The 23,842-nt window shown below is 40.9% G+C and carries 21 protein-coding genes; 16 read left to right on the top strand and 5 right to left on the bottom strand.

The window, feature by feature from the left end; genetic code table 11:
- Position 1 precedes the first annotated feature (1 nt).
- A complete protein-coding gene (hemC, locus tag PVK63_RS08690) occupies positions 2-937 on the bottom strand; it encodes a hydroxymethylbilane synthase (RefSeq protein ID WP_274440324.1) in 936 nt (311 codons plus the stop codon).
- Between the two features lie 255 nt (positions 938-1,192).
- Here hemC and PVK63_RS08695 point away from each other — a divergent pair, with 255 nt between their 5' ends.
- Together PVK63_RS08695 and uvrD are read left to right on the top strand one after the other, a co-directional pair.
- Positions 1,193-3,709: a class I adenylate cyclase gene (locus PVK63_RS08695; RefSeq protein ID WP_274440323.1), complete on the top strand. Its 2,517-nt coding sequence runs from the start codon at positions 1,193-1,195 to the stop codon at positions 3,707-3,709.
- A gap of 151 nt (positions 3,710-3,860) precedes the next feature.
- Positions 3,861-6,065 carry a DNA helicase II gene (gene uvrD, locus PVK63_RS08700; protein WP_130087426.1) on the top strand — a complete coding sequence of 735 codons (2,205 nt, stop codon included), beginning with the start codon at positions 3,861-3,863 and terminating at the stop codon, positions 6,063-6,065.
- A 66-nt stretch (positions 6,066-6,131) separates the two neighbouring features.
- On the opposite strand, the gene rarD is transcribed toward uvrD, so the two are convergent.
- The gene (rarD, locus tag PVK63_RS08705) at positions 6,132-7,046 is read right to left on the bottom strand and encodes an EamA family transporter RarD (RefSeq protein ID WP_274440322.1); all 915 of its coding nucleotides are present in this window, start codon (positions 7,044-7,046) and stop codon (positions 6,132-6,134) included.
- 181 nt (positions 7,047-7,227) lie between these two features.
- Between rarD and recQ the strand changes: the two genes are divergently transcribed.
- The 5 genes from recQ (at position 7,228) to PVK63_RS20040 (ending at position 13,983) form a co-directional block, all read left to right on the top strand.
- On the top strand, positions 7,228-9,063 hold the full coding sequence (gene recQ, locus PVK63_RS08710) for an ATP-dependent DNA helicase RecQ (protein ID WP_130046383.1): 1,836 nt from the start codon (positions 7,228-7,230) through the stop codon (positions 9,061-9,063).
- A gap of 3 nt (positions 9,064-9,066) precedes the next feature.
- Positions 9,067-9,357, top strand: coding sequence for a DUF3630 family protein (locus tag PVK63_RS08715; protein WP_130046384.1), 291 nt, complete (start codon positions 9,067-9,069; stop codon positions 9,355-9,357).
- A gap of 138 nt (positions 9,358-9,495) precedes the next feature.
- Positions 9,496-10,170 carry a 7-cyano-7-deazaguanine/7-aminomethyl-7-deazaguanine transporter gene (locus PVK63_RS08720; RefSeq protein ID WP_130046385.1) on the top strand — a complete coding sequence of 225 codons (675 nt, stop codon included), beginning with the start codon at positions 9,496-9,498 and terminating at the stop codon, positions 10,168-10,170.
- 731 nt (positions 10,171-10,901) lie between these two features.
- Complete coding sequence (polA, locus tag PVK63_RS08725; RefSeq protein ID WP_274440321.1) at positions 10,902-13,703, top strand: DNA polymerase I; 2,802 nt, start codon at positions 10,902-10,904, stop codon at positions 13,701-13,703.
- A gap of 232 nt (positions 13,704-13,935) precedes the next feature.
- Entirely contained in the window at positions 13,936-13,983 is a 48-nt protein-coding gene (locus PVK63_RS20040; protein WP_439903470.1) for a hypothetical protein, read from the top strand.
- Positions 13,984-14,426: 443 nt separating this feature from the next.
- Here PVK63_RS20040 and yihA read toward each other — a convergent pair whose 3' ends face one another.
- Positions 14,427-15,074, bottom strand: coding sequence for a ribosome biogenesis GTP-binding protein YihA/YsxC (gene yihA / locus PVK63_RS08730; RefSeq protein WP_130045179.1), 648 nt, complete (start codon positions 15,072-15,074; stop codon positions 14,427-14,429).
- A gap of 285 nt (positions 15,075-15,359) precedes the next feature.
- Between yihA and PVK63_RS08735 the strand changes: the two genes are divergently transcribed.
- From PVK63_RS08735 to hemN, 5 genes are all read left to right on the top strand, one after another.
- Complete coding sequence (locus tag PVK63_RS08735) at positions 15,360-15,977, top strand: c-type cytochrome (protein ID WP_274440320.1); 618 nt, start codon at positions 15,360-15,362, stop codon at positions 15,975-15,977.
- A 155-nt stretch (positions 15,978-16,132) separates the two neighbouring features.
- The gene (locus tag PVK63_RS08740) at positions 16,133-16,774 is read left to right on the top strand and encodes a class I SAM-dependent methyltransferase (RefSeq protein WP_130048011.1); all 642 of its coding nucleotides are present in this window, start codon (positions 16,133-16,135) and stop codon (positions 16,772-16,774) included.
- Positions 16,774-17,328, top strand: a complete 555-nt coding sequence (yihI, locus tag PVK63_RS08745) for a Der GTPase-activating protein YihI (protein WP_130045176.1) — start codon at positions 16,774-16,776, stop codon at positions 17,326-17,328. The genes PVK63_RS08740 and yihI overlap by 1 nt, the downstream gene beginning before the upstream one ends.
- A gap of 2 nt (positions 17,329-17,330) precedes the next feature.
- Positions 17,331-17,822, top strand: coding sequence for a DUF2489 domain-containing protein (locus tag PVK63_RS08750; RefSeq protein WP_130048009.1), 492 nt, complete (start codon positions 17,331-17,333; stop codon positions 17,820-17,822).
- 106 nt (positions 17,823-17,928) lie between these two features.
- A complete protein-coding gene (gene hemN / locus PVK63_RS08755; RefSeq protein ID WP_274440319.1) occupies positions 17,929-19,302 on the top strand; it encodes an oxygen-independent coproporphyrinogen III oxidase in 1,374 nt (457 codons plus the stop codon).
- Positions 19,303-19,492: 190 nt separating this feature from the next.
- On the opposite strand, the gene asnC is transcribed toward hemN, so the two are convergent.
- Positions 19,493-19,954 carry a transcriptional regulator AsnC gene (asnC, locus tag PVK63_RS08760; protein WP_130045173.1) on the bottom strand — a complete coding sequence of 154 codons (462 nt, stop codon included), beginning with the start codon at positions 19,952-19,954 and terminating at the stop codon, positions 19,493-19,495.
- Positions 19,955-20,108: 154 nt separating this feature from the next.
- Here asnC and PVK63_RS08765 point away from each other — a divergent pair, with 154 nt between their 5' ends.
- Positions 20,109-20,885, top strand: coding sequence for a class I SAM-dependent methyltransferase (locus PVK63_RS08765; protein ID WP_274440318.1), 777 nt, complete (start codon positions 20,109-20,111; stop codon positions 20,883-20,885).
- Positions 20,886-20,922: 37 nt separating this feature from the next.
- Here PVK63_RS08765 and PVK63_RS08770 read toward each other — a convergent pair whose 3' ends face one another.
- Complete coding sequence (locus PVK63_RS08770; RefSeq protein ID WP_130048006.1) at positions 20,923-21,351, bottom strand: universal stress protein; 429 nt, start codon at positions 21,349-21,351, stop codon at positions 20,923-20,925.
- Between the two features lie 182 nt (positions 21,352-21,533).
- Between PVK63_RS08770 and ftnA the strand changes: the two genes are divergently transcribed.
- The 3 genes from ftnA to PVK63_RS08785 all read left to right on the top strand — a co-directional run bounded on the left by ftnA (position 21,534) and on the right by PVK63_RS08785 (position 23,727).
- Complete coding sequence (gene ftnA, locus PVK63_RS08775) at positions 21,534-22,061, top strand: non-heme ferritin (RefSeq protein WP_130045168.1); 528 nt, start codon at positions 21,534-21,536, stop codon at positions 22,059-22,061.
- A gap of 94 nt (positions 22,062-22,155) precedes the next feature.
- Positions 22,156-22,494, top strand: coding sequence for a universal stress protein UspB (gene uspB, locus PVK63_RS08780; protein WP_130045166.1), 339 nt, complete (start codon positions 22,156-22,158; stop codon positions 22,492-22,494).
- Positions 22,495-22,542: 48 nt separating this feature from the next.
- Entirely contained in the window at positions 22,543-23,727 is a 1,185-nt protein-coding gene (locus tag PVK63_RS08785) for an NAD(P)/FAD-dependent oxidoreductase (RefSeq protein WP_274440317.1), read from the top strand.
- Positions 23,728-23,842: the final 115 nt, after the last annotated feature.

Below are 23,842 nucleotides of genomic sequence, written 5' to 3' on the forward strand. Positions count from 1 at the left end.
GTTAGGCGTCAGCGTAAAGGCGATCTAAAATATCTTTCGCGCCATCGTTAAGTAACTGCTCAGCCAGTTGTGTACCTAATGCTTCTGCGTCTGATACAGGACCTGTAATTTCACCACGTACCATGATAGAACCATCAGGCTCACCAACTAACGCGCGTAACCAGATTTGGTCACCATCAATAAGAGAGTAGCTACCGATAGGAACCTGACAGCCACCTTCAAGACGGTTATTCATTGCGCGCTCACACAACACTCGATGTGCGGTTTCTGGGTGGTTAAGTGGCTCAAGTAGAGCGCGAATGCGAGTATCGTCCAAACGCGTTTCAATACCCACCGCACCTTGACCAACCGCCGGTAACGATTGTTCTGGTTCAATTGAGCTTTTGATTCTATCTTCTAGACCAAGACGGATAAGGCCTGCACACGCAAGAATGATCGCGTCATAATTACCATCGTCTAATTTTTGTAGACGAGTGCCTACGTTGCCACGTAGTTCTTTAATGATTAAGTCAGGGCGAGCTTCTTGTAATTGACATTGACGACGCAAGCTACAGGTACCAACAACAGAGCCCAGCGGTAAATCCTCAATACAAGTATACGTATTAGATACGAATGCATCACGCGGGTCTTCACGCTCACAAATCGTCACCAATCCTAAGCCTTCAGGAAACTCAACAGGAACATCTTTCATTGAGTGAACCGCAAGGTCAGCGCGGCCTTCTAACATAGCCACTTCAAGTTCTTTTACGAATAATCCTTTTCCGCCTACTTTTGCTAATGGCGTATCAAGAATGATGTCGCCTTTAGTTACCATGGTAACTAATTCTACTTCCAAACCTGGGTGAAGTGTTTGCAGTGCATCTTTAACAAAGTGTGCTTGCCATAGAGCCAGAGGGCTTTTGCGAGTGGCAATTCGAACTGGTAATTGCTGTGACATAGTAGTATCCGATAAAAATAATTACCTTATCCTACCACTACTTGAGGGTGAGGTGAAAATACAGGATGACAACAGTGTGATTATAGGTTAAAAACGACACCGAAATGGTATGGACACCCATATTGTTGTAAGCGTGTAAACTTTACGAGCATAATGAAAAGTGTTATCTTGATCACGTTTTACAGTCGGTATTGAATAAATGATATTCAATATTAACCGTCATCAGTGATGACAAAGATGAGCTAGGCTTTCTATTTGCAAACCTATATTGAAACTTTAATTGCTAGACAACAACGCCTTACTGAACAACGTATAGAGCGTGCACTGGCATTAATGAAACCACTCGGGCAAGAGATTTTCCATCAATTGCCATTATTGTTGCATTTCAATCACTCGGAGCTTCCGGGGTTTATTGAAGGTGCACCTAGTGGTATTAAACAGTTTCATGCAAATAAGAAGCAGCGTGAGTGGATGGCTCAACTGACGCTTCGTTATCCTTTATCTACCTCTAATCAGGGCAGTATCCTTGGTTTGTATTCTATGGGTAGTACCTCTTCTATTGGCCAAACCATTGGCAGTGACCTTGATATATGGGTCTGTATTCCAGAAGATCTTCCCGCAGAGAAAAAAGTATTATTGCAGCAAAAATGTAATGCGCTAACAGAGTGGGCAGAGCAGTTTTACATTGAAGCAAACTTTTTCTTAATGGAACAAAGCCGTTTTCGTGAAGCCTATTCAGAAGAGATGACGGGCGATAACTGTGGTTCTTCTCAGCACTTATTATTGTTAGATGAGTTCTACCGTACTGCTGTATGTCTCGGTGGACAGCAACTGTTATGGCAAATTATTCCACCAGAAATGGAAGAAAGCTATGACGAATATGTCGATCAGTTGTGCTCTCAAGGCATCATCAAAAGAGAACAGTGGATTGATTTTGGCCGCTTAAACCATATTCCTGCAGAAGAGTATTTTGGCTCTAGCTTATGGCAACTCTATAAAAGTATCGATTCACCGTTTAAGTCGGTGTTAAAAGCGATCTTATTAGAAGCCTATTCTTGGGAATACCCACACACTCAATTATTAAGCATTGATAGTAAACGTCGATTCTTTGCCGATGAGCCCGATCTCTACGGTATGGATGCGTATTATCTGATGCTAGAAAAAGTGACGCGTTATCTTGAGCGAACCAATGATCCGGCTCGTTTAGAATTAGTACGTCGTAGTTTCTACCTTAAAACCCATGAGAAACTGTCTCGTCGTCAAGGTCAAGGCTCTGTTGAATGGCGCCGTAAAGCGCTAACAGAATTGACGACTCAGTGGGGATGGTCTCAAGCGACGATTGTTGAGCTTGATTCTCGTCGTACATGGAAGGTAGAACAAGTTAAAAAATCGCATAACGACTTACTCGAAGCGTTAATGCAAAGTTATCGTAACTTGATCCGTTTTGCGCGTAATAATGATATAACGTCGTCGATTAGCCCTGAAGATATCAGTATTCTTGCTCGTAAGCTGTATGCGGCATTTGAAGAGCTCCCAGGCAAGGTGACCTTGCTGAACCCACAAATTTCCCCAGACTTGCATGAAGCAGATTTAAGCTTCGTTGAAGTGCAAGATGGCGGTATTAATAAAGCGGGTTGGTATGTCTATAAAAAACCATTAATTGCAAAAGAATTAATGGGAGCGAAGCACCTAGAGCATAACCGATATTTGAGTAAGTTAGTGGCATGGGCATTTTTTAATGGCTTACTAACCGAATCAACGCGTTTAGATGCCGTGGTTCGCGATGCTGATTTGAACATTGATAAGTTCTATCAAATGGTCAGTGATCTAAGAAATACCTTTTCTGTTCATATGCCACAGCCAACCAAAGAAGAGTTGGGTAGTCCATGTGAGGTTCGCCAGCTTTCTATTTTTATTAATTTAGAAAATGACCCAACAGAAACATTGAAGATGAAGCCTGAACGTATGAATCAGACGGATGCGGATATTTTCAGTTGTGGTAGTGGGCAGAACAATTTGATCGGCAGTGTCGATTTAGTGTATCGCAACTCATGGCATGAAGTGAGAACGCTTAACTTTAGTGGTGAAACGGCCATTCTAGATGCGCTTAAAACCGTACTATGTAAAATGCACCAAGACGCAACACGTCCCGAATCGGTTGATGTTTTCTGCTATAGCAAACAGATGCGCGGTATTATTCGTAATAATATTTATCAATTGCTGGCTGAGTGTATCGAACTGCGTCTAAAACCAGTTGAAAATAACGAAAAACGTCGTCGTTTTAAAGGCATAAAGATTGGCTCGACCATGTATGGCTTATTCTTTGAGCGTCGTGGGGTTTCGATTCAAAAGCTGGAAGATTCGGTACAATTCTACTCGAGTATTTCAACCAATAAAGCGATTGGTTCAACGACTATTCCTCTTGGCGATAGCTGTGGTATCGTTATTCCAGAAGCGGTGGATTCGTTTGCAAGTGAAGGTTTAATTCAGTTTTTCTTTGATGACAGTCAGGATGAAGGCTTTAATATCTACGTCTTAGATGAAGAGAATAAGGTTGAGATTTACCATCAATGTTATGGCAGTAAAGATGACATGGTAAACAGCATTAACCATTATTACACCTCAAGCCGTAATAATGTCGATTTAGCGAATCCAGATAAAGTGAACTTCAATTTACCTCAATTTTATGAAGTGGTCTCTAATGGTGAGCAAGAGACCTCTATTTTGCCTTACCGTAGTGGGCAGCAGCAATGTAAGGCAAAACCGCTCTAAGCTTTCTTATAAACTAAAGCGAGGGTACATAAGCTAAGTCGAAGTCAGTCTTAGCTTTGCTCAATTAAAGGTAAATCCCCCCTCGGCGTTTGGGTCTCACTTCATTTCAGTATATACTTCACTCACATGTATAAATAACCAGTGTGATGTGATGGACGTTTCTTTTCTTCTTGATGGTCTTAATGACAAACAACGCGAAGCCGTAGCCGCTCCGTTAGAAAACATGCTTGTGCTTGCGGGTGCCGGTAGTGGTAAAACTCGAGTACTTGTGCATCGTATCGCATGGTTAATGCAAATCGAACAAGCGTCTCCTTTCTCAATCATGTCAGTAACCTTTACCAATAAAGCCGCCGCTGAAATGCGTGGTCGTATTGAAGAGTTAATGCATGGCAGCGCTGGCGGTATGTGGAATGGTACTTTCCACGGTATTTGCCACCGCATTCTTCGCGCTCATTATCTTGATGCAAAATTGCCTGAAGGCTTTCAAATTATCGATTCGGACGATCAACAACGTTTATTAAAACGCTTGATCAAAGCCCAGAATCTAGATGATAAGAACTGGCCAGCTCGCCAAGCTGCATGGTTTATTAATGGCAAAAAAGATGAAGGTTTGCGTCCGCATCAAATTAACACCTTTAATGATCCTATCGCTCAGACTTGGCTAAAAGTGTATACCGCTTATCAAGAAGCGTGTGATCGTGCTGGTTTAGTCGACTTTGCTGAAATTCTTCTTCGTGCTCATGAACTACTGCGTGATCACAAGCATATTCGTGAGCATTACCAAGCGCGCTTTAAGCATATTTTGGTCGACGAATTCCAAGATACCAACAACATTCAATATGCGTGGTTACGCATGATGGCGGGCTCTGATTGTAATGTGATGATCGTGGGTGATGACGACCAATCGATTTATGGTTGGCGTGGTGCGCAGATTGAAAACATTCAAAAATTCTTAGATGAATTTGTTGGTGCAAAAACCATTCGCTTAGAGCAAAACTACCGTTCAACTGCCAATATCCTAAATGCTGCCAATGAATTGATCAGTAACAACACTGAACGCATGGGCAAGAAATTATGGACTGAAGGCGTTGAAGGCGAGTTAATTTCTATTTATTCGGCGTATAACGAATTAGACGAAGCACGCTTTGCTGTGGGTAAGATTAAAGAGTGGCGTGATAACGGTGGAGCATTGGAAGACTCTGCTTTCCTATACCGTAATAACGCCCAGTCTCGTGTTCTTGAAGAAGCGTTAATTCAAGCAGGCTTACCGTACCGAATTTACGGAGGTATGCGATTCTTCGAACGACAAGAGATCAAAGATGCTTTGTCTTACTTACGTTTAATGAATAACCGTAATGACGATGCTGCGTTTGAGCGTGTTGTTAATACGCCAACGCGTGGTTTAGGTGATAAGACATTAGAGACGGTTCGTTTTGCTGCTCGTGAGCGTGGTGCAACCATGTGGCAAGCGAGTATCGCTTTAATTGAAGAGCAAGTATTACCGGGTCGTGCTGCTGGTGCATTAAGCCGTTTTATCGAGCTAATTAATGCACTAGAAGACGATACTCGTGACTGTCGTCTGCATGAACAAACTGACCAGGTGATTAAAAGCTCGGGTCTGTTTGCTATGTATGAGCAAGAGAAAGGTGAAAAATCAAAAGCACGTATTGAGAACTTGGAAGAGTTGGTAACCGCAACTCGTCAGTTTGATAAGCCAGAAGAAGCAGAAGAGATGACTGATCTCACTGCTTTCTTAACTCATGCAGCATTAGAAGCGGGTGAAGGTCAGGCGGATGAGTTTGAAGATGCCGTACAACTGATGACACTGCACAGTGCCAAAGGGCTAGAGTTCCCGCTTGTGTTTATGGTGGGTGTTGAGGAAGGCATGTTCCCAAGTCAAATGTCAGCAGAGGAAGCGGGGCGTTTAGAAGAAGAGCGTCGCCTTTGTTATGTTGGTATGACACGTGCAATGGAGAAGCTTTATATTACGTATGCAGAAATGCGTCGTTTGTATGGCCAAGATAAATACCATAAACCATCGCGCTTTATTAAAGAGATCCCAACGGAATGTGTTGAAGAAGTTCGCATGAAAGCGAAAGTTAGCCGTACCGGCTCATACGGTAGCTATGGCTCGCAGGGCGCGTCTTCAGACAGCCGTTTTGGTCAAAAAGCGGTGAATAATAACTTTAATGAAACGGGTTATGCGTTAGGTCAGCGAGTGAAGCATCCTAAATTTGGCGAAGGAACCATTATTAACTTTGAAGGTGCAGGTCCACAAGGTCGTGTTCAAGTTGCTTTTAATGGCGAAGGGATTAAGTGGTTAGTCACTCAATACGCTAAATTAGAATCGCTGTAATTTAAGTGATTTAAAAATAAAAAAAGAGAGCGAATTCGCTCTCTTTTTTATTAACGGAATATCAAACTAATGCCTGATCTTCTTCTTTTTCTTTCTGAATAAGATAGTATCGGTAGTAAATACAATCAGAGCCCCCCAAATAAAGACAAAGGTAATTGCCTTATCTGCACTGAACTCCTCTCCGTAAAGCCCTACCGCAAGAACAAACATTAAACTTGGTCCTATGTATTGGAAAAAACCTAATGTCGACAGTTTTAATCGTGTAGCAGCGCCGGTAAAGCAAAGCAGAGGTACCGTGGTAATAATGCCCGCAGCAATGAGTAATAAATTTAGAGTCATTGGGTTTGCTGCAAAGTTTGAGGTTGGGGAGTTTGCAATAAATAATAAATAAACAGCAGCAATAGGTAGCATGACTAAGGTTTCAATAAATAAGCCAGATTGTGCATCCATCGCTACTTTTTTACGTAATAAGCCATAAAAACCAAAACTACAAGCTAGTGCTAATGCAACGATAGGGATAGAGCCAAAAGTGACTAGCTGAATAACCACACCAATGACGGCAAAAGTAACCGCAAGCCACTGTAGTTTGCGTAGCCTCTCACCCAAGAAAACCATTCCTAGCATGACGTTAAAAATAGGGTTGATAAAGTACCCGAGACTGGCATCCAACATATGATCGGCGGTAACAGCCCAGATAAAGATGAGCCAGTTAGTCCCTATTAATAATCCTGTAGTTGCCAGATAAGCCATTTTTTTCTTATCTTTTAACGTGTTAGAAACGGTTTTCCAACCTTTAGATAGAAACAGTAATCCAGCCAGAAAAAAGAAAGACCAAATTACACGGTGGCTTAAAATCTCAAAAGGCGAAACTTCACTGATGGTTTTAAAATAAATAGGTGCAATGCCCCACATGGTGTAAGCACCAAGAGCAAAAAAAACACCCTGGCGAGTGCGCTGTTGTTCGAGTTCTGTGGCTGGCATAAGCAAATTCTTAATGAAGTATTGTAATAGATAAGGTGTTTTTATGATCACACCTTGTAGGCGTTATTATGCGACGAAGTATAGAGTGGAGTGTCGAATGTGCCTAGTATTTTCCTATTGCTCTTTTCCTCACCAATAACCATAGGTAGAATGAGCCTCCCATAGTATTGATGAGTTTTTTATGTCCAGCATTATCGCAGAGCAGTTAATGGAACAGGTATCGCCAAGTTATACGGTTTTAAAAGACGTGTTTGGCTACCAAGAATTCCGTGTTGGACAAGAAGAAGTCATTAATGCCGTCCTGGATGGTAAAGACAGCCTCGTTATTATGCCAACGGGTGGTGGTAAGTCGCTGTGTTATCAAATTCCCGCGTTGGTTTTTGACGGGCTAACCTTGGTTATTTCTCCTTTAATCTCATTGATGAAAGACCAAGTTGATCAGCTTAAAGCCAATGGGGTAAGAGCGGAGTGTTTAAACTCAACCATTGATCGCGAAGAACAAATAGCGATTTGGAATCGTGTGAATTCGGGTCAGGTGAAAATGCTGTATGTTTCTCCTGAGCGCGTGATGATGCGTGATTTTATGGATCGTTTAGAGTCCTTAAACCTATGTATGATCGCTGTTGATGAAGCGCACTGTATTTCACAATGGGGGCATGACTTCCGTCCAGAATACGCCTCTCTTGGCCAAATCAAACAACGCTTTCCTGCTGTTCCTATTATGGCCTTAACCGCGACAGCTGATGATGCTACGCGTAAAGACATTTTAAATCGTCTCTCTTTACCGAATCCTCATGAATATTTGGGCAGTTTTGACCGTCCAAATATCCGATATACGGTATTAGAAAAACATAAACCCGTAAGCCAAATTGTTCGTTATCTTGCCACACAGAAAAACCAGTGTGGTGTGATCTATTGTGGCAGTCGTAAAAAAGTAGAAATGCTGACGGAAAAGCTCTGCAACAATCATATTCGAGCGGCGGCTTATCATGCTGGTTTGGATTTGGATGAGCGCAACTACGTACAAGAAGCGTTTCAGCGAGACGATATTCAGATAGTAGTCGCTACGGTTGCTTTTGGTATGGGGATTAATAAATCAAACGTCCGTTTTGTCGCACACTTTGATATCCCTAAGAACATTGAATCTTACTACCAAGAGACAGGACGAGCTGGGCGTGATGGTTTGCCTGCTGAAGCGGTAATGTTATACGATCCTGCCGATATTGTATGGCTAAGAAAGTTGGTAGAAGAGAAGCCTGAAGGTCCTCAAAAATTGGTAGAAAGCCATAAACTGAATGCCATGACCGCTTTTGCTGAAGCCCAAACTTGCCGTCGCCAAGTACTATTAAACTACTTTGGAGAATACAGCGCTAAGCCTTGCGGTAACTGTGATGTATGTTTAGATCCACCAAAACAATTTGATGGTACAGAAGCGGCACAAAAAGCATTATCTTGCGTATATCGAGTAAACCAAGGTTTTGGTGTTGGCTATGTGGTGGAAGTATTACGAGGGCTAAAGATCGCCCGTATTCGTGAACATGGTCATGATAAGTTATCGACTTATGGCATTGGTAAAGAACACAGCCATGAGTATTGGGTGAGTATCATTCGTCAGCTGATCCATAAAGGATTATTAGCGCAGAATATTACGCGAAACTCGACGCTTCAATTAACCGAAGAAGCGCGCCCTATTTTAAAAGGGCAAGAAGCCTTAGAGCTTGCTGTTCCACGATTAGATATTGCGGCGAAAACAGCAAAATCAGAGAAACTCAATAACCGTAATTACGATAAGCAACTCTTTGCCAAGCTGCGTAAATTGAGGAAATCGATTGCAGATCGCGATGACTTACCACCTTATGTGGTCTTCAGTGACGCGACCTTAATGGACATGGCTGATATCACACCGACATCCTATGGTGAAATGCTTGCCGTAAATGGCGTAGGTCAGAAGAAGTTAGAGAAATACGCCGATCCATTCTTGGATCTGATTGAAATGCACATTACCGGACAAGGATAAGTCATGAGCTTATTTTCTGTGATTGAGTTTGATAAAGACGCCGGGCGGATCATTTTTTCTATTCCAGAGTTTGATTTTGATTCGTTTGAAATGATAGGTAAGCAGCTAGTGAGTGCCATGGATGCTACAATTACAGAGCAGCAAATGGATGCGGATTTACATTCTTGGTTAATCGACTTTGAAGGCGCACAATTTATGCTGCGTGCTGAGCATTACTCTAATTCAGTTTGGCTAGAAGCCTTAGCTCGTACCGAGAATCAAGAAGAGTTAGCGTTTATCGCAGGTTTGTTTTAAGCGCCTCTTGTGATCAAAAGCGGTTAATGTATAATCACCGCCCTGAAAATTGGCTAGAGTTATTACGTAAATAAACGGTAATTTTAGCTTTGTGTTTAATTTGGGTTCCCTCGCCCCCAATGACAAAAAGGTACTTATATGAGTACATTTACGCCCGCGCAACAGCGCAACGCTTTATCCTTCCTTGTAGTGTTCCACCTTGTAATTATTGCATCAAGTAACTATTTGGTTCAGTTACCCTTTACTATTTTTGGGTTTCATACCACTTGGGGTGCATTTACCTTTCCTTTCATTTTCTTAGCGACAGATTTAACGGTTCGTATTTTTGGTGCCAAAATGGCAAGAAGCATTATCTTCTTTGTTATGTTGCCAGCATTAGCGGTATCGTATTTCTTATCTGTTGTCTTTTTTGAAGGCCAGTATCAAGGTTTTTCCCAGCTTGGCGAGTTTAATTTATTCGTTGCGCGTATTGCGATAGCAAGCTTTATGGCTTACCTACTTGGGCAAATTTTAGATGTGCACGTATTTAATCGTCTACGTCAGCTAAAACAGTGGTGGGTCGCTCCGACGTGCTCGACATTGTTTGGTAACGCATTAGATACGCTTGCTTTCTTTAGCATTGCTTTCTATCAAAGCCCAGATGCTTTCATGGCAGAGCATTGGACAGAGATCGCATTGGTTGATTATGGCTTTAAATTGGTGATCAGTTTAGGTCTATTTGTACCAATGTATGGCATGTTATTGAATTATTTAACTCGTAAGTTAACTTCTGAAGGCCATCAATTAGCAACGCAGCCTTCACAGGTTTCATAGTTGCTTGTGTTTTAAGAAGAAGAAGGTCAGCATTTTGCTGACCTTTTTTATATCTAATCTATTGAAAATAATAGAATTAATAATTTTGTTGAGATCTTTTCTCATTTAACTATTGCAATTCAAATGAGAATGGTTATTATTAACTTGTCTTCAGGGAGCTACGCACTATGGTTTACCCCGTATTGCTCCAAGAAGGCACGACATTGCTCACATTGCTTCCAGTGTAAATCAGCTCCATGAGTAGTGGTGACGTTTCTAAGTTAACGGTTATCATTATTCTCTTTTGCTGAGCGGCGCTTCTTTTCGAAGACGCCGCTTTTTTTTGTTTATTTTTTGACATGTTATTCAGATTTTTAATCAATTTTCAGGGTTATAAATTGAGTGTTTTTTCGCAAAAAAAGAGCGGATTTAATATTATTGTCCACAAAGCATGATCAAGTAAGGATCTCTTTTGGGATCGCCGTATGTGATCTAAGTTTTTGATTTTTTAGTTTTAAATGTACTTATTTTGAATTGATAAAATAGTTATTAATTAAGCAAAAAATAATTACAAACAGACTTATCCACAGAAAGAGTGCTTGTGTGAATTGCGGTTTTTTCTCAAAAGATGGAGAAAAGCACGATCTATTTGTAGAAGATAACGAAGCAATTATCGTGGAAGCTAGCATCTTGAAGTTACTTGGGTATAAAATGAAACTTACAGTTCATCAAATCTCTGGATAATACCGACTATGGCAAACATTCCTGATAACCCATTTATTTTAGTGGATGGATCTTCATACCTTTTCCGCGCTTATCATGCGGCACCTAACTTTACTAATGGCGATGGCCAACCAACAGGGGCGGTGTATGGTGTTATCAATATGCTGCGTAGTCTGTTAAAGCAATTTGAAACCGATCGTATTGCGGTTATTTTCGATGCAAAAGGAAAAACCTTCCGTAACGATATGTACCCAGAGTACAAAGCAAATCGTCCGCCAATGCCGGATGATCTGCGTTGCCAAATTGAACCACTGCATAAACTAATTAAAGCAATGGGTTTACCTTTAATTTCAATTCCGGGCGTAGAAGCGGATGATGTTATTGGTACATTGGCATCTCAAGCGTCAAAAGCGGGTATCCCAGTACTGATTAGTACGGGTGATAAAGACATGGCACAGTTAGTTGATGAAAACGTCACGCTAATTAATACCATGACCAATGTTGTTATGGGGCCTGAAGGCGTTGTTGAGAAGTTTGGCATTGGCCCTGAGCTTATTATTGATTACCTAGCACTGATGGGCGATAAGGTCGACAACATTCCGGGTGTTCCTGGCGTGGGTGATAAAACTGCGACAGCATTATTACAAGGCATTGGTGGTTTAGATGCGCTTTACGCTAATCTTGATGATATTGCACCCCTTGGTTTCCGTGGTTCAAAAACCATGGCGAAGAAGCTGATTGATAATAAAGAAGGGGCTTACCTTTCTTATGAATTAGCAACCATTAAACTTGATGTTGAATTAGATCAACGTCCAGAAGAATTAGTGAAACAAGAACCAAATGTGGATGAACTGATCCAAATGTTTGGTCAAATGAATTTTAAACGTTGGTTAACAGAAGTGTTAGACGGCGGTGACGGTAAGATCGTTTCACATGAAACATCGGCAAACCGTGCTACCAAAAATACAGCAAAAGAAAGTACTGATCCTGAAGATGTGATTATTGCCGCTCAGGTTGATCGTTCAAAATACGAAACGATTTTAACCAAAGACGCATTTAACGTGTGGCTAGAGAAACTTACTAATGCGGATGTTGCTGCATTTGATACTGAAACCGATAGCCTAGATTACATGGTGGCTAATTTAATCGGTTTATCTTTTGCTGTTGAAGAAGGTGAAGCTGCTTATGTACCTGTTGCTCACGATTATCTTGATGCACCAGAGCAACTTGATCGCGATTGGGTTCTAGAGCAACTAAAGCCGTATTTAGAAGACGACAGCAAACCAAAAGTAGGTCAAAACTTAAAATACGATGCAAGTGTATTAGCGCGTTACGATATCGAAATGAAAGGCATTAAATTCGATACAATGCTTGAGTCTTATGTGTATAACAGTGTTGCTGGTAAACACAATATGGATAGCCTAGCGCTGCGTTACCTTCAACATAACACCATTTCATTTGAAGAAATTGCGGGTAAAGGTAAAAAACAATTAACCTTTAACCAAATCGCGTTAGATGAAGCGGCCCCTTATGCTGCTGAAGATGCAGATATCACATTACGCCTACACCATGTATTAAACGCTAAGCTAGAAGCTGATGAGAAACTAAAATCAGTATTTACTGATATTGAATTACCTCTTGTTTCAGTGCTTTCTCGTATGGAAAGAAAGGGCGTATATATTGATGATATGCTGCTGTCTGCACAGTCGCTTGAAATTGGTCAACGCCTTGATGAGCTAGAAAAAGCGGCGTATGAAGTAGCAGGTCAAGAGTTCAATATGAACTCACCAAAACAGCTTCAAGCGATTCTATTTGAAAAAATGGAACTGCCAGTCATTAAGAAAACCCCATCAGGTGCGGCATCAACTAACGAAGAAGTACTGCAAGAGCTAGCATTAGATTATGAATTGCCTAAGCTGATCTTAGAGTATCGTGGCTTAGCTAAATTGAAATCCACTTACACTGATAAGTTACCTAAGATGATTAACCCATCTACGGGGCGTGTACATACCTCTTATCATCAAGCAGTAACGGCGACAGGTCGTTTATCATCGACCGATCCAAACTTACAGAATATTCCAATTCGTAATGAAGAAGGTCGTCGTATTCGCCAAGCGTTTGTGGCTCCTCATGGTTGGAAAATCTTAGCTGTCGATTACTCTCAAATTGAGCTACGTATCATGGCGCACTTATCTCAAGATAAAGCGTTACTAGAAGCTTTCTCAGCAGGTAAAGATATTCACTCAGCAACAGCAGCAGAAGTGAAGGGCGTATCTATTGAAGAAGTGACCTCTGAAGATCGTCGTCGTGCAAAAGCGATCAACTTCGGGTTAATTTATGGCATGAGTGCCTTTGGTCTTGCGAAGCAAATTGGTATTTCTCGTGGTGAAGCGCAAGATTACATGAATGTGTATTTTGAGCGTTATCCTGGCGTTATGCAGTACATGGAAGAGACTCGTTTACTAGCAACAGAACAAGGCTATGTTGAGACGCTATATGGACGTCGTCTGCATTTACCTGAAATTAATGCTCGAAATGGCATGCGTCGTAAAGCGGCAGAACGTGCGGCTATTAACGCCCCAATGCAAGGCACAGCGGCTGATATTATCAAAAAAGCTATGATCCTAGTGGATAACTGGATTGAAGCGGAAGGTAATGGTCGAGTTAACTTGTTAATGCAAGTACACGATGAATTGGTATTTGAAGTGCAAGAAGATGCACTCGATGAAATCACCAATAAGGTGAAGGCATTGATGGAATCGGCCGTTGAACTCGATGTTCCATTAGTCGCAGAAGCTGATGCGGGCAACAATTGGGATGAAGCACACTAATTGTGATGTACTATGCATCATTTGATGTAACTGATTAAGTTGTAATTTAGTTACATTGAAAATAAAAACTATGAGCCAGCGCACGCGTTGGCTTTTTTTTATCTAAAATAAAGTGAAGTTTGTCAGGTATTTGTTGTGTTTTTTGATACGAAACTGAAAAAAAATTACAAATAAAGGTTTTCAAAACTGCTCGTTTGTTGTACATTTATCTGCGTAGGGTACAGAGGTAAAGATGTTCTATCTTTCAGACCTTTTGTTTCACGTTATTGAATTTGGCTAAATTCAGCCGCCTCAGTCAACCTTTTTGACTGGGGCGTTTTTTCTTTCTGGGCCTTATAAAACTCATTCCCCTCTCTTTTTCTGTGTTTTTCTCTATATCTTCTTATCTTTCATTCTATGTAATTTTACTACAAGTTATTTTATTGATAATTAATTCACATAAATATCTTAAGTTATTGTTTTTTAATTGTTTAATTGTGTATTGAATGGTTTTTAAGGTGAATTTTTTGCTTTGAAGGGGATTCGTAATTTTAATTGGCAGTATTGGCTTTGTGGCGGTTTGTTTACAGCGAGGGTTTGTAGCATGATGCGCAGCAGAAAAATAATAACACCTCTTTATCTCTCCCATTTCCCCACCTGTTACGGTGGGGTTATTTTTTGTCACAGGCTGAAGCTGAATCACTCTATACGGATAGTGTTTATATAGATTGATATTAGATGTGATTACTCTGCATCTAATTCTTCAATGAATTCGTCATCGATTTCAAAAGCCGGTGCAAACCATGTGTCTAATTTAGCGCGAAGAATATCCACACCAATGCCTTTTAATGAAGAGAAGGCATCAACTACGACTTCACCACCAAAATCGACAGCAGCTTCACGTACTTTTAGCACTTGAGCTTTACGCGCGCCACTTTTCAGCTTGTCAGCTTTGGTTAACAAGATTTGTACTGGAATATTTTGGTCAACAGCCCAAAACACAAGTTGCTGGTCAATGTCTTTTAGTGGGTGACGAATATCCATTAATACCACTAAGCCTTTTAAGCACTGGCGCTTCTGTAGGTATTCACCTAAAGATTTCTGCCACTTCTTTTTCATCTCAATCGGTACTTGAGCAAAGCCGTATCCTGGTAAATCCACGATATGGCAGTTTTCATCCACTTTGAATAAGTTAATTAATTGCGTACGGCCAGGAGTCTTAGACGTTTTCGCTAAGCCTCTTTGGTTTGTTAAGCGGTTTAATGCGCTTGATTTACCCGCATTCGAACGGCCAGCGAAGGCAACTTCAATACCTTCATCCTCAGGTAGATGGCGAATATCTGGTGCACTCGTAATAAAGTGCGTATTTTGGTAGTGAATAGTTTTGCTCACTGTTAACTCCGTCTCGAAGGAAACCAAGCTGTAGATAATGATCCAAGTAGGATTATTGTAGTCAGCTGATTACTTTTTTGTGAAAATGTGTAAAATAACCGCATCAAGGTTGTCACAATATTTTTTATAGTGTCAAACTTGGCATAAACGGTAAAGGTCGCTCATTGTACCATGCTGTAGCCAATTTAGAGCGGTACTGGAAGCTTAATATCCAACACAATGTAAATAAATCCTATTAAAAAGGATAACTCATTGTGGGGGAACGATAATAATAAATGGAATGTCATGAAAAAATTAGCGCTGATATTAACTCTCCTAGCTAGTTGCTCAACATGGGCTCAAGGAGATATCGAGGCTGGAAAGCAAAAATCGGTAACGTGCACAGCTTGTCATGGGCAAGATGGTAACAGTGCGTTAACACAATACCCAAACCTAGCTGGTCAACATGCAGGTTATCTTGAGAAGCAGCTTCATGACCTAAAATTAGGTATGGAAACGCAAGGTAAACAAGGTCGTATGGACCCTGTAATGAGTGCAATGGCAATGCCACTAAGTGAGCAAGATATCAAAGATATTTCTGCTTACTATGCGTCATTACCTATGGCTAATAATACGACGCCAGAAAATGTAATCCCTGAAGGTAAAGCATTATACCTAGCTGGTGATATGGAGCGCGGTATTACGGCTTGTATCGCTTGCCATGGTCCTCGTGGTAATGGTACTTCATTATCTGGTTTTCCTAAGATTTCAGGTCAACATGCAGATTACGTGAAAGCGCAATTAGAGAAATTTCGTTCAAGTGATCGTAATAACGACATGAACGGCATGATGCGTGATATTGCGAAAAAACTGACAGATGAAGACATTGCTACCTTGTCTCAATATGTTGGTGGATTACATTAATTCGTAATGTAATTGCTGTTGCTTAACGACACAATTTGAAGAAGCAGCTCTCGTAGCTGCTTTTTTTTATCAAAAAGACGTTAAAACGATTATCTTTGCACCAGTATCAGGTATACTTCCCGCCCTAGAATTTTCAGGTAGTGGAGTGAGCGTATATGCAATCTTGCCCTTTGTGTCAGCATTCACACGCTGATGACTTCCATCAAGATAAGCGTCGACGTTATTACCGTTGTCAGCAATGTCACCTTGTTTATGTGGATAAGGCGGATCATTTAGACTCTGATACAGAGAAAGCTCACTATGATCTCCATGAAAATAATCTTGAGGATGAAGGGTATCGAACCTTCCTATCACGATTTGCAGAGCCGTTGTTGCAGCGTGTTGGTGAGACACCTCAACAAGGACTAGACTTTGGATGTGGCCCTGGACCATTGCTTGCTCATATGATGAGAGAAGCGGGTCACCATGTCGAACTCTATGATATTTATTACGCCCCAGATAAGCACGTGCTTACTAAGCAGTATGACTTCGTCAGTTGTACAGAAGCGATAGAGCATTTTTATCAACCTCAAAACGAATTGGAATTGTTATTGAGTTTGGTGAAACCTGGTGGTTGGTTAGGTATCATGACGAAACTAGCCAGGGACGAAAGCGCGTTTGCCACTTGGCATTACAAGAATGATTTAACCCATGTCAGCTTTTTCAGCAAAGAAACGTTTGAGTTTGTAGCAAAGCGTTACCAACTTGAGCTCGAATTTGTTGGGAATGATGTCATCTTACTGAGGAAAACCCAGTAATGAGCCGTATTAAAAAAGCCCGTAAGCCGGGAATGGCGAGTGAGCCAGTTGTTGTTACACGTAACCGTACAGATCGTGATGTTGATAGTCGTGAAATTAAGCGTAAGAGAAAGCGTAAAGGCCTAAAAGCGGGCGCTCGTAATGCTGAAAGTAACGCAGAGCAAAACCGTCGTTTCGCACAGAAAAAAGATCCACGTATCGGCAGTAAAAAACCAATTCAACTTGTTGTTGAAGCGAAAGTGAAGTCAACGAAACAAGAGCGTCGTTTAACCAACGAACAAGAATTAGCAATGCTAGAAAATGATGCACAGCTAATGGTTCTTCTAGATCGTCTCGACAATGGTGAAAAGCTAGGTACCGGCCTTCAGAAATACGTTGATGAGAAATTAGCACGTATCGAACACTTAATGGGTCGTTTAGGCTTATTAGATGATGAAGAAACAGAATCAGAAGAAGAAATTGCTGAATTCCCTGAGTTCGCAGAGCGCAAAGCGAAAAGCGATGATGATCTGTTAGCTGAATTCGATGACTTCAACATGGATGACTTTAAGTAATTATGTCTACAGTAACTCTGTTAGCACTGCTTGGCGGTGCAATTATTCTTGCGTTAGCTGGTTATGCTGGCAGCTTACTGATGAAGTTAAAGAAGCAGAAGGAACTGCAAGAACAACACAGAAAATTGGCGATACAGAAACGTAACGCCAATATTTTTGAGAATGTGGTATTGCTATGCCAAGCAGGAATGCAAGAGCAGTGTGATCACTCAGAATTAGCGATTCGCTTATACTGCATCATGGATTATCTGCAAGAAGATGATCGTATTGATGTAGAGAAAGACTATCCAGCGCTTTCTGAGCTTTATCATGTGGTTAAAGACATGCCGCGTGGTGATGAAAGGCAAGAACTCGCAAAGCAAGATCGAATGAAAGACAATTTGATTCGAACTAAAGCGGAAGCTCGCCTACAAGATGCAATTAAAGAAGAGATTCAACAATTGCATGATCGCATCAAGCCACAGAATCAAAAAATTGATATTAAAATGATCTGATCGACACTTCTATTTACCACTGCATTGAAGTCATCGGCTTTATGAAGCAAATGTTTTATGATGCAGGAATAGTGTCAATGCAGATATAAAGAGATGGAAGTAAGTCATGTCAAATCAACAAATAGTATGGGACCAAGAGATCATTGAGAAGTATAACTACTCAGGTCCGCGTTATACCTCTTACCCAACCGCTTTAGAGTTCCACGAAGCTTATACTCCTGCTGAATTCGATATGGCGTGTACTCAGTATCCTGAGCGCCCACTGTCTCTTTATATTCATATCCCATTCTGCCACAAGCTATGCTACTTCTGTGGCTGTAATAAGGTGATCACGCGTCATCATCATAAAGCAGATATCTATTTAGATTCACTAGAGCTTGAGATCCGCCAACGTGCAGCGCTATTTACTGAACGTAAAGTGACACAACTGCATTTTGGTGGTGGTACTCCAACCTTCCTAACTAAAATTCAATTTACTCGCTTAATGACGTTATTACGTGGTGAATTCAATTTTGAAGAAGGTGCAGAGATCAGCATTGAAGTTGACCCGCGTGAAATTGAATTGGATATGCTTGATCACCTACGTGATGAAGGCTTCAATCGACTAAGTATCGGTGTTCAAGATTTTAATAAAGAAGTTCAGCAACTGGTTAATCGCGATCAAGACGAAGACTTTATTATTTCCATGGTGCAGCGAGCAAAAGAGTTAGGCTTCCGCTCAACAAACCTAGATTTAATTTACGGTTTACCAAAGCAATCTGCAGAATCTTTAGCGTTAACCATTAAGCGTGTGCTTGAGATGGAACCGGGCCGTTTGTCTGTATTTAACTACGCTCACATGCCAACTCTGTTCGCTGCTCAGCGTAAGATTAAAGACGCTGATTTACCAGTACCCGCTGAGAAGTTAGTGATGCTGCAAGAAACCATCGAGAACTTAACGGGCGCAGGCTACCAGTTTATTGGTATGGATCACTTTGCATTGCCTGATGATGAGTTAGCCGTTGCACAACGTGAAGGCATTCTTCACCGTAATTTCCAAGGTTACACTACTCAAGGTGAGTGTGACTTATTGGGCATGGGCGTATCAGCCATCTCAATGATTGGCGACAGCTACGCACAGAACAAAAAAGACTTAAAAGAATACTACGCTCAAGTTGATGAAAAACGTCATGCTTTGTGGCGTGGTGTAGCGCTTGACCAAGATGATTTAATTCGTCGTGAAGTGATTAAACAGCTTATCTGTAATTTCACATTAGATACTAAAGCGATTGAAGTTGAATTTAATTTAGACTTTGATAAGTACTTTGCTGAAGACATTAAACTTCTACAAACGTTTATTAACGATGAGTTAGTAACAATGCATGAAGGGCGTATTGATGTTGAACTGCGTGGTCGTTTATTGATCCGTAATATCTGTATGTGTTTTGATAAGTACTTACGAGATCGTGCGCGTCAGCAGCAGTTTTCTAGAGTTATCTAAAAAGCGTTGTGATCTTTTTGAACATTTGAAACCGTAGGTGTTAATGCACCTGCGGTTTTTTTTGAGAGCAAGGTTTCAGGGCGCTTCGCTTGCAGGTTTCAGGATTTGTTATTTTTTGTTTTTGTGCTGTGATTACAGCGAGCACCTCTGAATCCTTTAAGGGAGCTTGCGACCGATCTGAACCCTGCTCTTAAGGTTTCACATTCCTACTGATCGGGTTCTGCAACGAGATCAGCGTCTCCGTCGATTGAACCTCCTCAATCGCTTGCAGCTTATCAATCAATACAAACTGCAGTTCATGAATATTTTTACACATTAACTTAACGAAAATATTGTAAGCTCCGGTGGTGTAATACGCCTCAACCACCTCCTCTAACGCATCTAATTTAGCTAGGGCAGAGTGATAATCACGAGCTGCATACAAATTAATACCGATAAAACAGCAAACATCGTAACCCAAGGTTTTTGGATTCACGATAACCTCGGTGCCTTCAATAATCTTGGCTGACTTCATCTTCTCAATGCGAACATGGATAGTCGCAGGGCTGACATTAAAGCGCTTTGCTAATTCAGCATAAGGAGTGCGAGCATCATTCATCAGCGCTTGTAAAATATCGCGGTCGAGATCGTCGAGTTTATTGGATTGATTCATGATGCGTCCCTAGCGTAGTGAGTATTTTATTATCCAATCTTTAAATTACCTCAAGATACTCAGTACAGCGAGCACTTTATCTAGTCGTTTTTATCAATATCCATTACCATAGACGCTTGCTGTTCCTAATTGATTAAGCTTGTTGGAGTACCCTGTGCAAATAGCGTTATTGTGTGAAGACCCAAATCGTCAACCTGAGTTAGAGGCCATTGCCACTCGCTGGGGATTAACGCATGACCAAGATAATGTCTTTGCTTTGGTGCTAACGACTGAGAAGCTAGAGCTGCGTAAGCGTGATGAACCCAAATTAGGCGCAATCTTTGTTGATTTGGTTTCAGGCGCCGTTGCTCATCGTCGTAAATTCGGTGGTGGTAAAGGCCAGTCTATTGCTAAAGCGGTTGGCTTAAATAAAGGGGCAACCCCAGTAGTCCTTGATGGCACGGCAGGGCTAGGGCGAGATGCGTTTGTATTAGCATCGTTAGGCTGTAAAGTTCAAATGGTAGAACGTCATCCAGTGGTTGCCGCTTTACTTGATGATGGCTTAGCGCGTGCAAAACAAGATCTAGAAATTGGTGGATGGGTATCAGATCGTATGTCACTGCTTCACGCTTCAAGTCATGATGCGTTAGCGCAATTGATGGAACAAGATGATTTTGAGCAGCCTGATGTGGTTTATCTTGACCCTATGTACCCGCATCCAGAAAATAAAAAGAAAAGTGCGTTAGTTAAAAAAGAAATGCGTGTTTTCCAATCTTTAGTCGGTGCAGACAATGATGCCGATGCATTATTAGCACCGGCATTAATCATGGCAAAGAAACGAGTTGTGGTAAAACGTCCAGATTACGCAGAGTGGCTTGATAACCAAAAACCATCAATGGCAATTGAAACCAAAAAGAACCGTTTTGATGTCTACGTCAATGCGGCTATGTAATTTAGCCACAACGTGTTTACTCGTAAATAACTAAGCTTTATTCGTCTTTAAATGGCACCACAAGAACATCAATTGGGCAGGTGTTGATCACTTGTCTGGTTGATGACAGTAACTTACTCCAGAAGTCTTGGTGATGACCACAAACGACGAGGTCAACATCAAGATTTTCAATCGCCTCACACAGCTCATTACTCAAATCACCACTGCTTACTAATGTTTTATGGATTGGGTACTCTGCAAACGCCACTAAATGCTTCATGGCTTCTTTTGAGGCTTCCATTGCCTGATGCTGCGTTTCTGCAAGATTGATATCAATTAAGCCTGTGTAAAGCTCAGCATAGCTTACATCGATATGAATAAAAGAAACTTTAGCATCTAGAGCTTTTGCTAGCCCAGCAGCTTTAGTAACCAAAGATTTACTCTCTTCTGTTAAATCGACAGCAACAAGAATATGTTGGTAACTCATGATGTTTCTCCTATTAATCCAATATTAAATCTGTTCATAAATATAGATTAGCACCAGATCTGTTCTTTTTTTGTCGTCTAGATCTCGTTCTGATTGATGATTATTGAATAAGTTATTGGCTAGCGAGATATGATAGAATTGTTATCATTTTTGAAGAATACTGCTCATAAAGGAACGTGAATATGTTAGCTAAAACGATGGTTGATCATCTAAATGCACAAATTAACCTAGAATTTTTCTCATCTAATCTATACTTACAGATGAGTGCTTGGTGTGAAGATAAAGGTTTTGATGGTGCGGCGGAGTTTTTCCGAGCTCATGCTGCCGAAGAAATGGAACATATGCAGCGTTTATTTACTTATGTAAGTGAGACGGGCGCAATGCCAATTTTAGGTGCGATTGAGGCTCCACAATCAGAGTTTTCTGGTCTAGGTGATGTATTTCGTACTACGCTTGAACATGAGCAAATGATCACGCAAGAGATCAATAAATTGGCGCATGTGGCATTCACTTCACAAGATTACTCAACGTTTAATTTCCTTCAGTGGTATGTAGCTGAACAGCACGAAGAAGAGAAATTATTTAAAGGTATTTTAGATAAAATTGATTTAGTAGGTGAAGACGGTAAGGCATTATTCTTTATCGATAAAGATTTAGCAGTATTAGCGAAATCTGGTTCTACATCTATTATGGATAGCACTGCTGGATAAATATCAATCTTTGCAATGTAGTTGTATACAGGTAATGTAAGTACACCAAGGGTCGTTATTTATCAGGCACACAGACAAGCATGTCGAGGTGATTATGATAAGTGGCGACCTTATATTATTAGCGTTATTCTCAGTAACGGGCATCAACATTATCCGTTATTTAAGTACATTAAAAACCCTTCTTTTTGTGATGAAAGAAGCGCATCCTCTGCTTTACCAACAAGTGGATGGTCGCGGATTTTTTACAACCCACGGTAACATTGGTAAGCAAACCAAACTCTTTCAATATTTATGGCAAGAAGAATACCTTGACCATTACGACACTCTTTTTGTTTTTAAATGTGAAAAAGCTCGTTATCTATTTATGCTCTCTAGCGCGTTATTGCTTGTGAGTGTGGCGGTGTTTTTCTTCGTAATTAGTTTGGGCATCTAGCGCTGATAATAGTACACTCCCTGCCAATTGAATTTGGGGTAGAGTGACATGAAAAAAGTAGATGTAGTGGTTATCGGTGCCGGTGCTGCCGGACTAATGTGTGCAGCAGAAGCGGGTAAGCGAGGCCGTAGCGTGTTAGTGGTTGATCATGCTAAAAAGCCAGGCCGAAAAATCCTGATTTCTGGTGGTGGTCGCTGTAATTTCACTAACTATGATGTGACGGCTAATAACTATGTGTGCAAGAACCCTCACTTTGTTAAGTCTGCATTATCTCAATATACCAATTGGGATTTTATCTCAATGATATCTAAATATGGTATTGAGTTTGAAGAGCGCGATCATGGACAACTATTTTGTGTTGATTCAGCCAAAGAGATTGTCGATATGCTGCTTAAAGAATGTGAATTGGCCGGTGTTAATTACCGTTATCGTTGCGCTATCTCTGAAGTTACTAAACAAGACTCTGGTTTCTCTCTTAAATTAGATTCTGACATTATTGAATGTGAATCCCTAGTTGTTGCAACGGGGGGGCTCTCAATGCCAAAACTTGGCGCTACACCATTTGGCTACCAATTAGCCGAGCAATTTGGTCTCTCTATGGTTCAAACTACTGCGGGTCTTGTGCCGTTTACGCTACATAAGGAAGATAAAGAAGCGTTTTCTGAGTTATCAGGCATTGCGATACCTGTGGTGGTTGAGTCAGAAAGTGGCGATAACTTTAAAGAGAATTTATTGTTCACACATCGCGGTTTGTCGGGCCCATCTATTCTACAAATTTCATCATATTGGAACGCAGGTCAAAAAGTAATGATAGATCTATTACCTAATGACGACTTGTCTGAAGAATTAGATAAGATGCGTGAAGCTCATCCAAATCAAAGTGTTAAGAACTCACTTGCGAAGTTTTTACCTAAGAGAGTGGTAGAGACCTTATTAAATAATACTATTTTTAATGATCGTTCTCTAAAACAAGTCAATCATAAAGAGCAAGAGCAGTTATGCTCTCTGATCCATCAATGGAAGGTGTTACCTAACGGCACGGAAGGATACCGTACTGCTGAGGTCACATTAGGTGGAGTTAATACGGATGAGCTATCTTCTAAAACAATGGAGTCAAAAAAAGTCTCTGGTTTATATTTTGTTGGTGAAGTAATGGATGTCAGTGGTTGGCTAGGCGGCTATAACTTTCAATGGGCATGGTCAAGTGGCTATGTGGCAGGAATAAATGCGTAATATTCGCTGATTCGTTATTTGCTTAATGGCCAACTCAATTAGCTAGAGTTGGCTATGTTGTTATTCCAAACTTTGTCATGGGAAGATATATTTTTAGCGAAAGCTATACTTTGTT

The organism is Aliivibrio sp. S2TY2 (genome assembly GCF_028765525.1).
GTDB lineage: Bacteria > Pseudomonadota > Gammaproteobacteria > Enterobacterales > Vibrionaceae > Aliivibrio > Aliivibrio finisterrensis_A.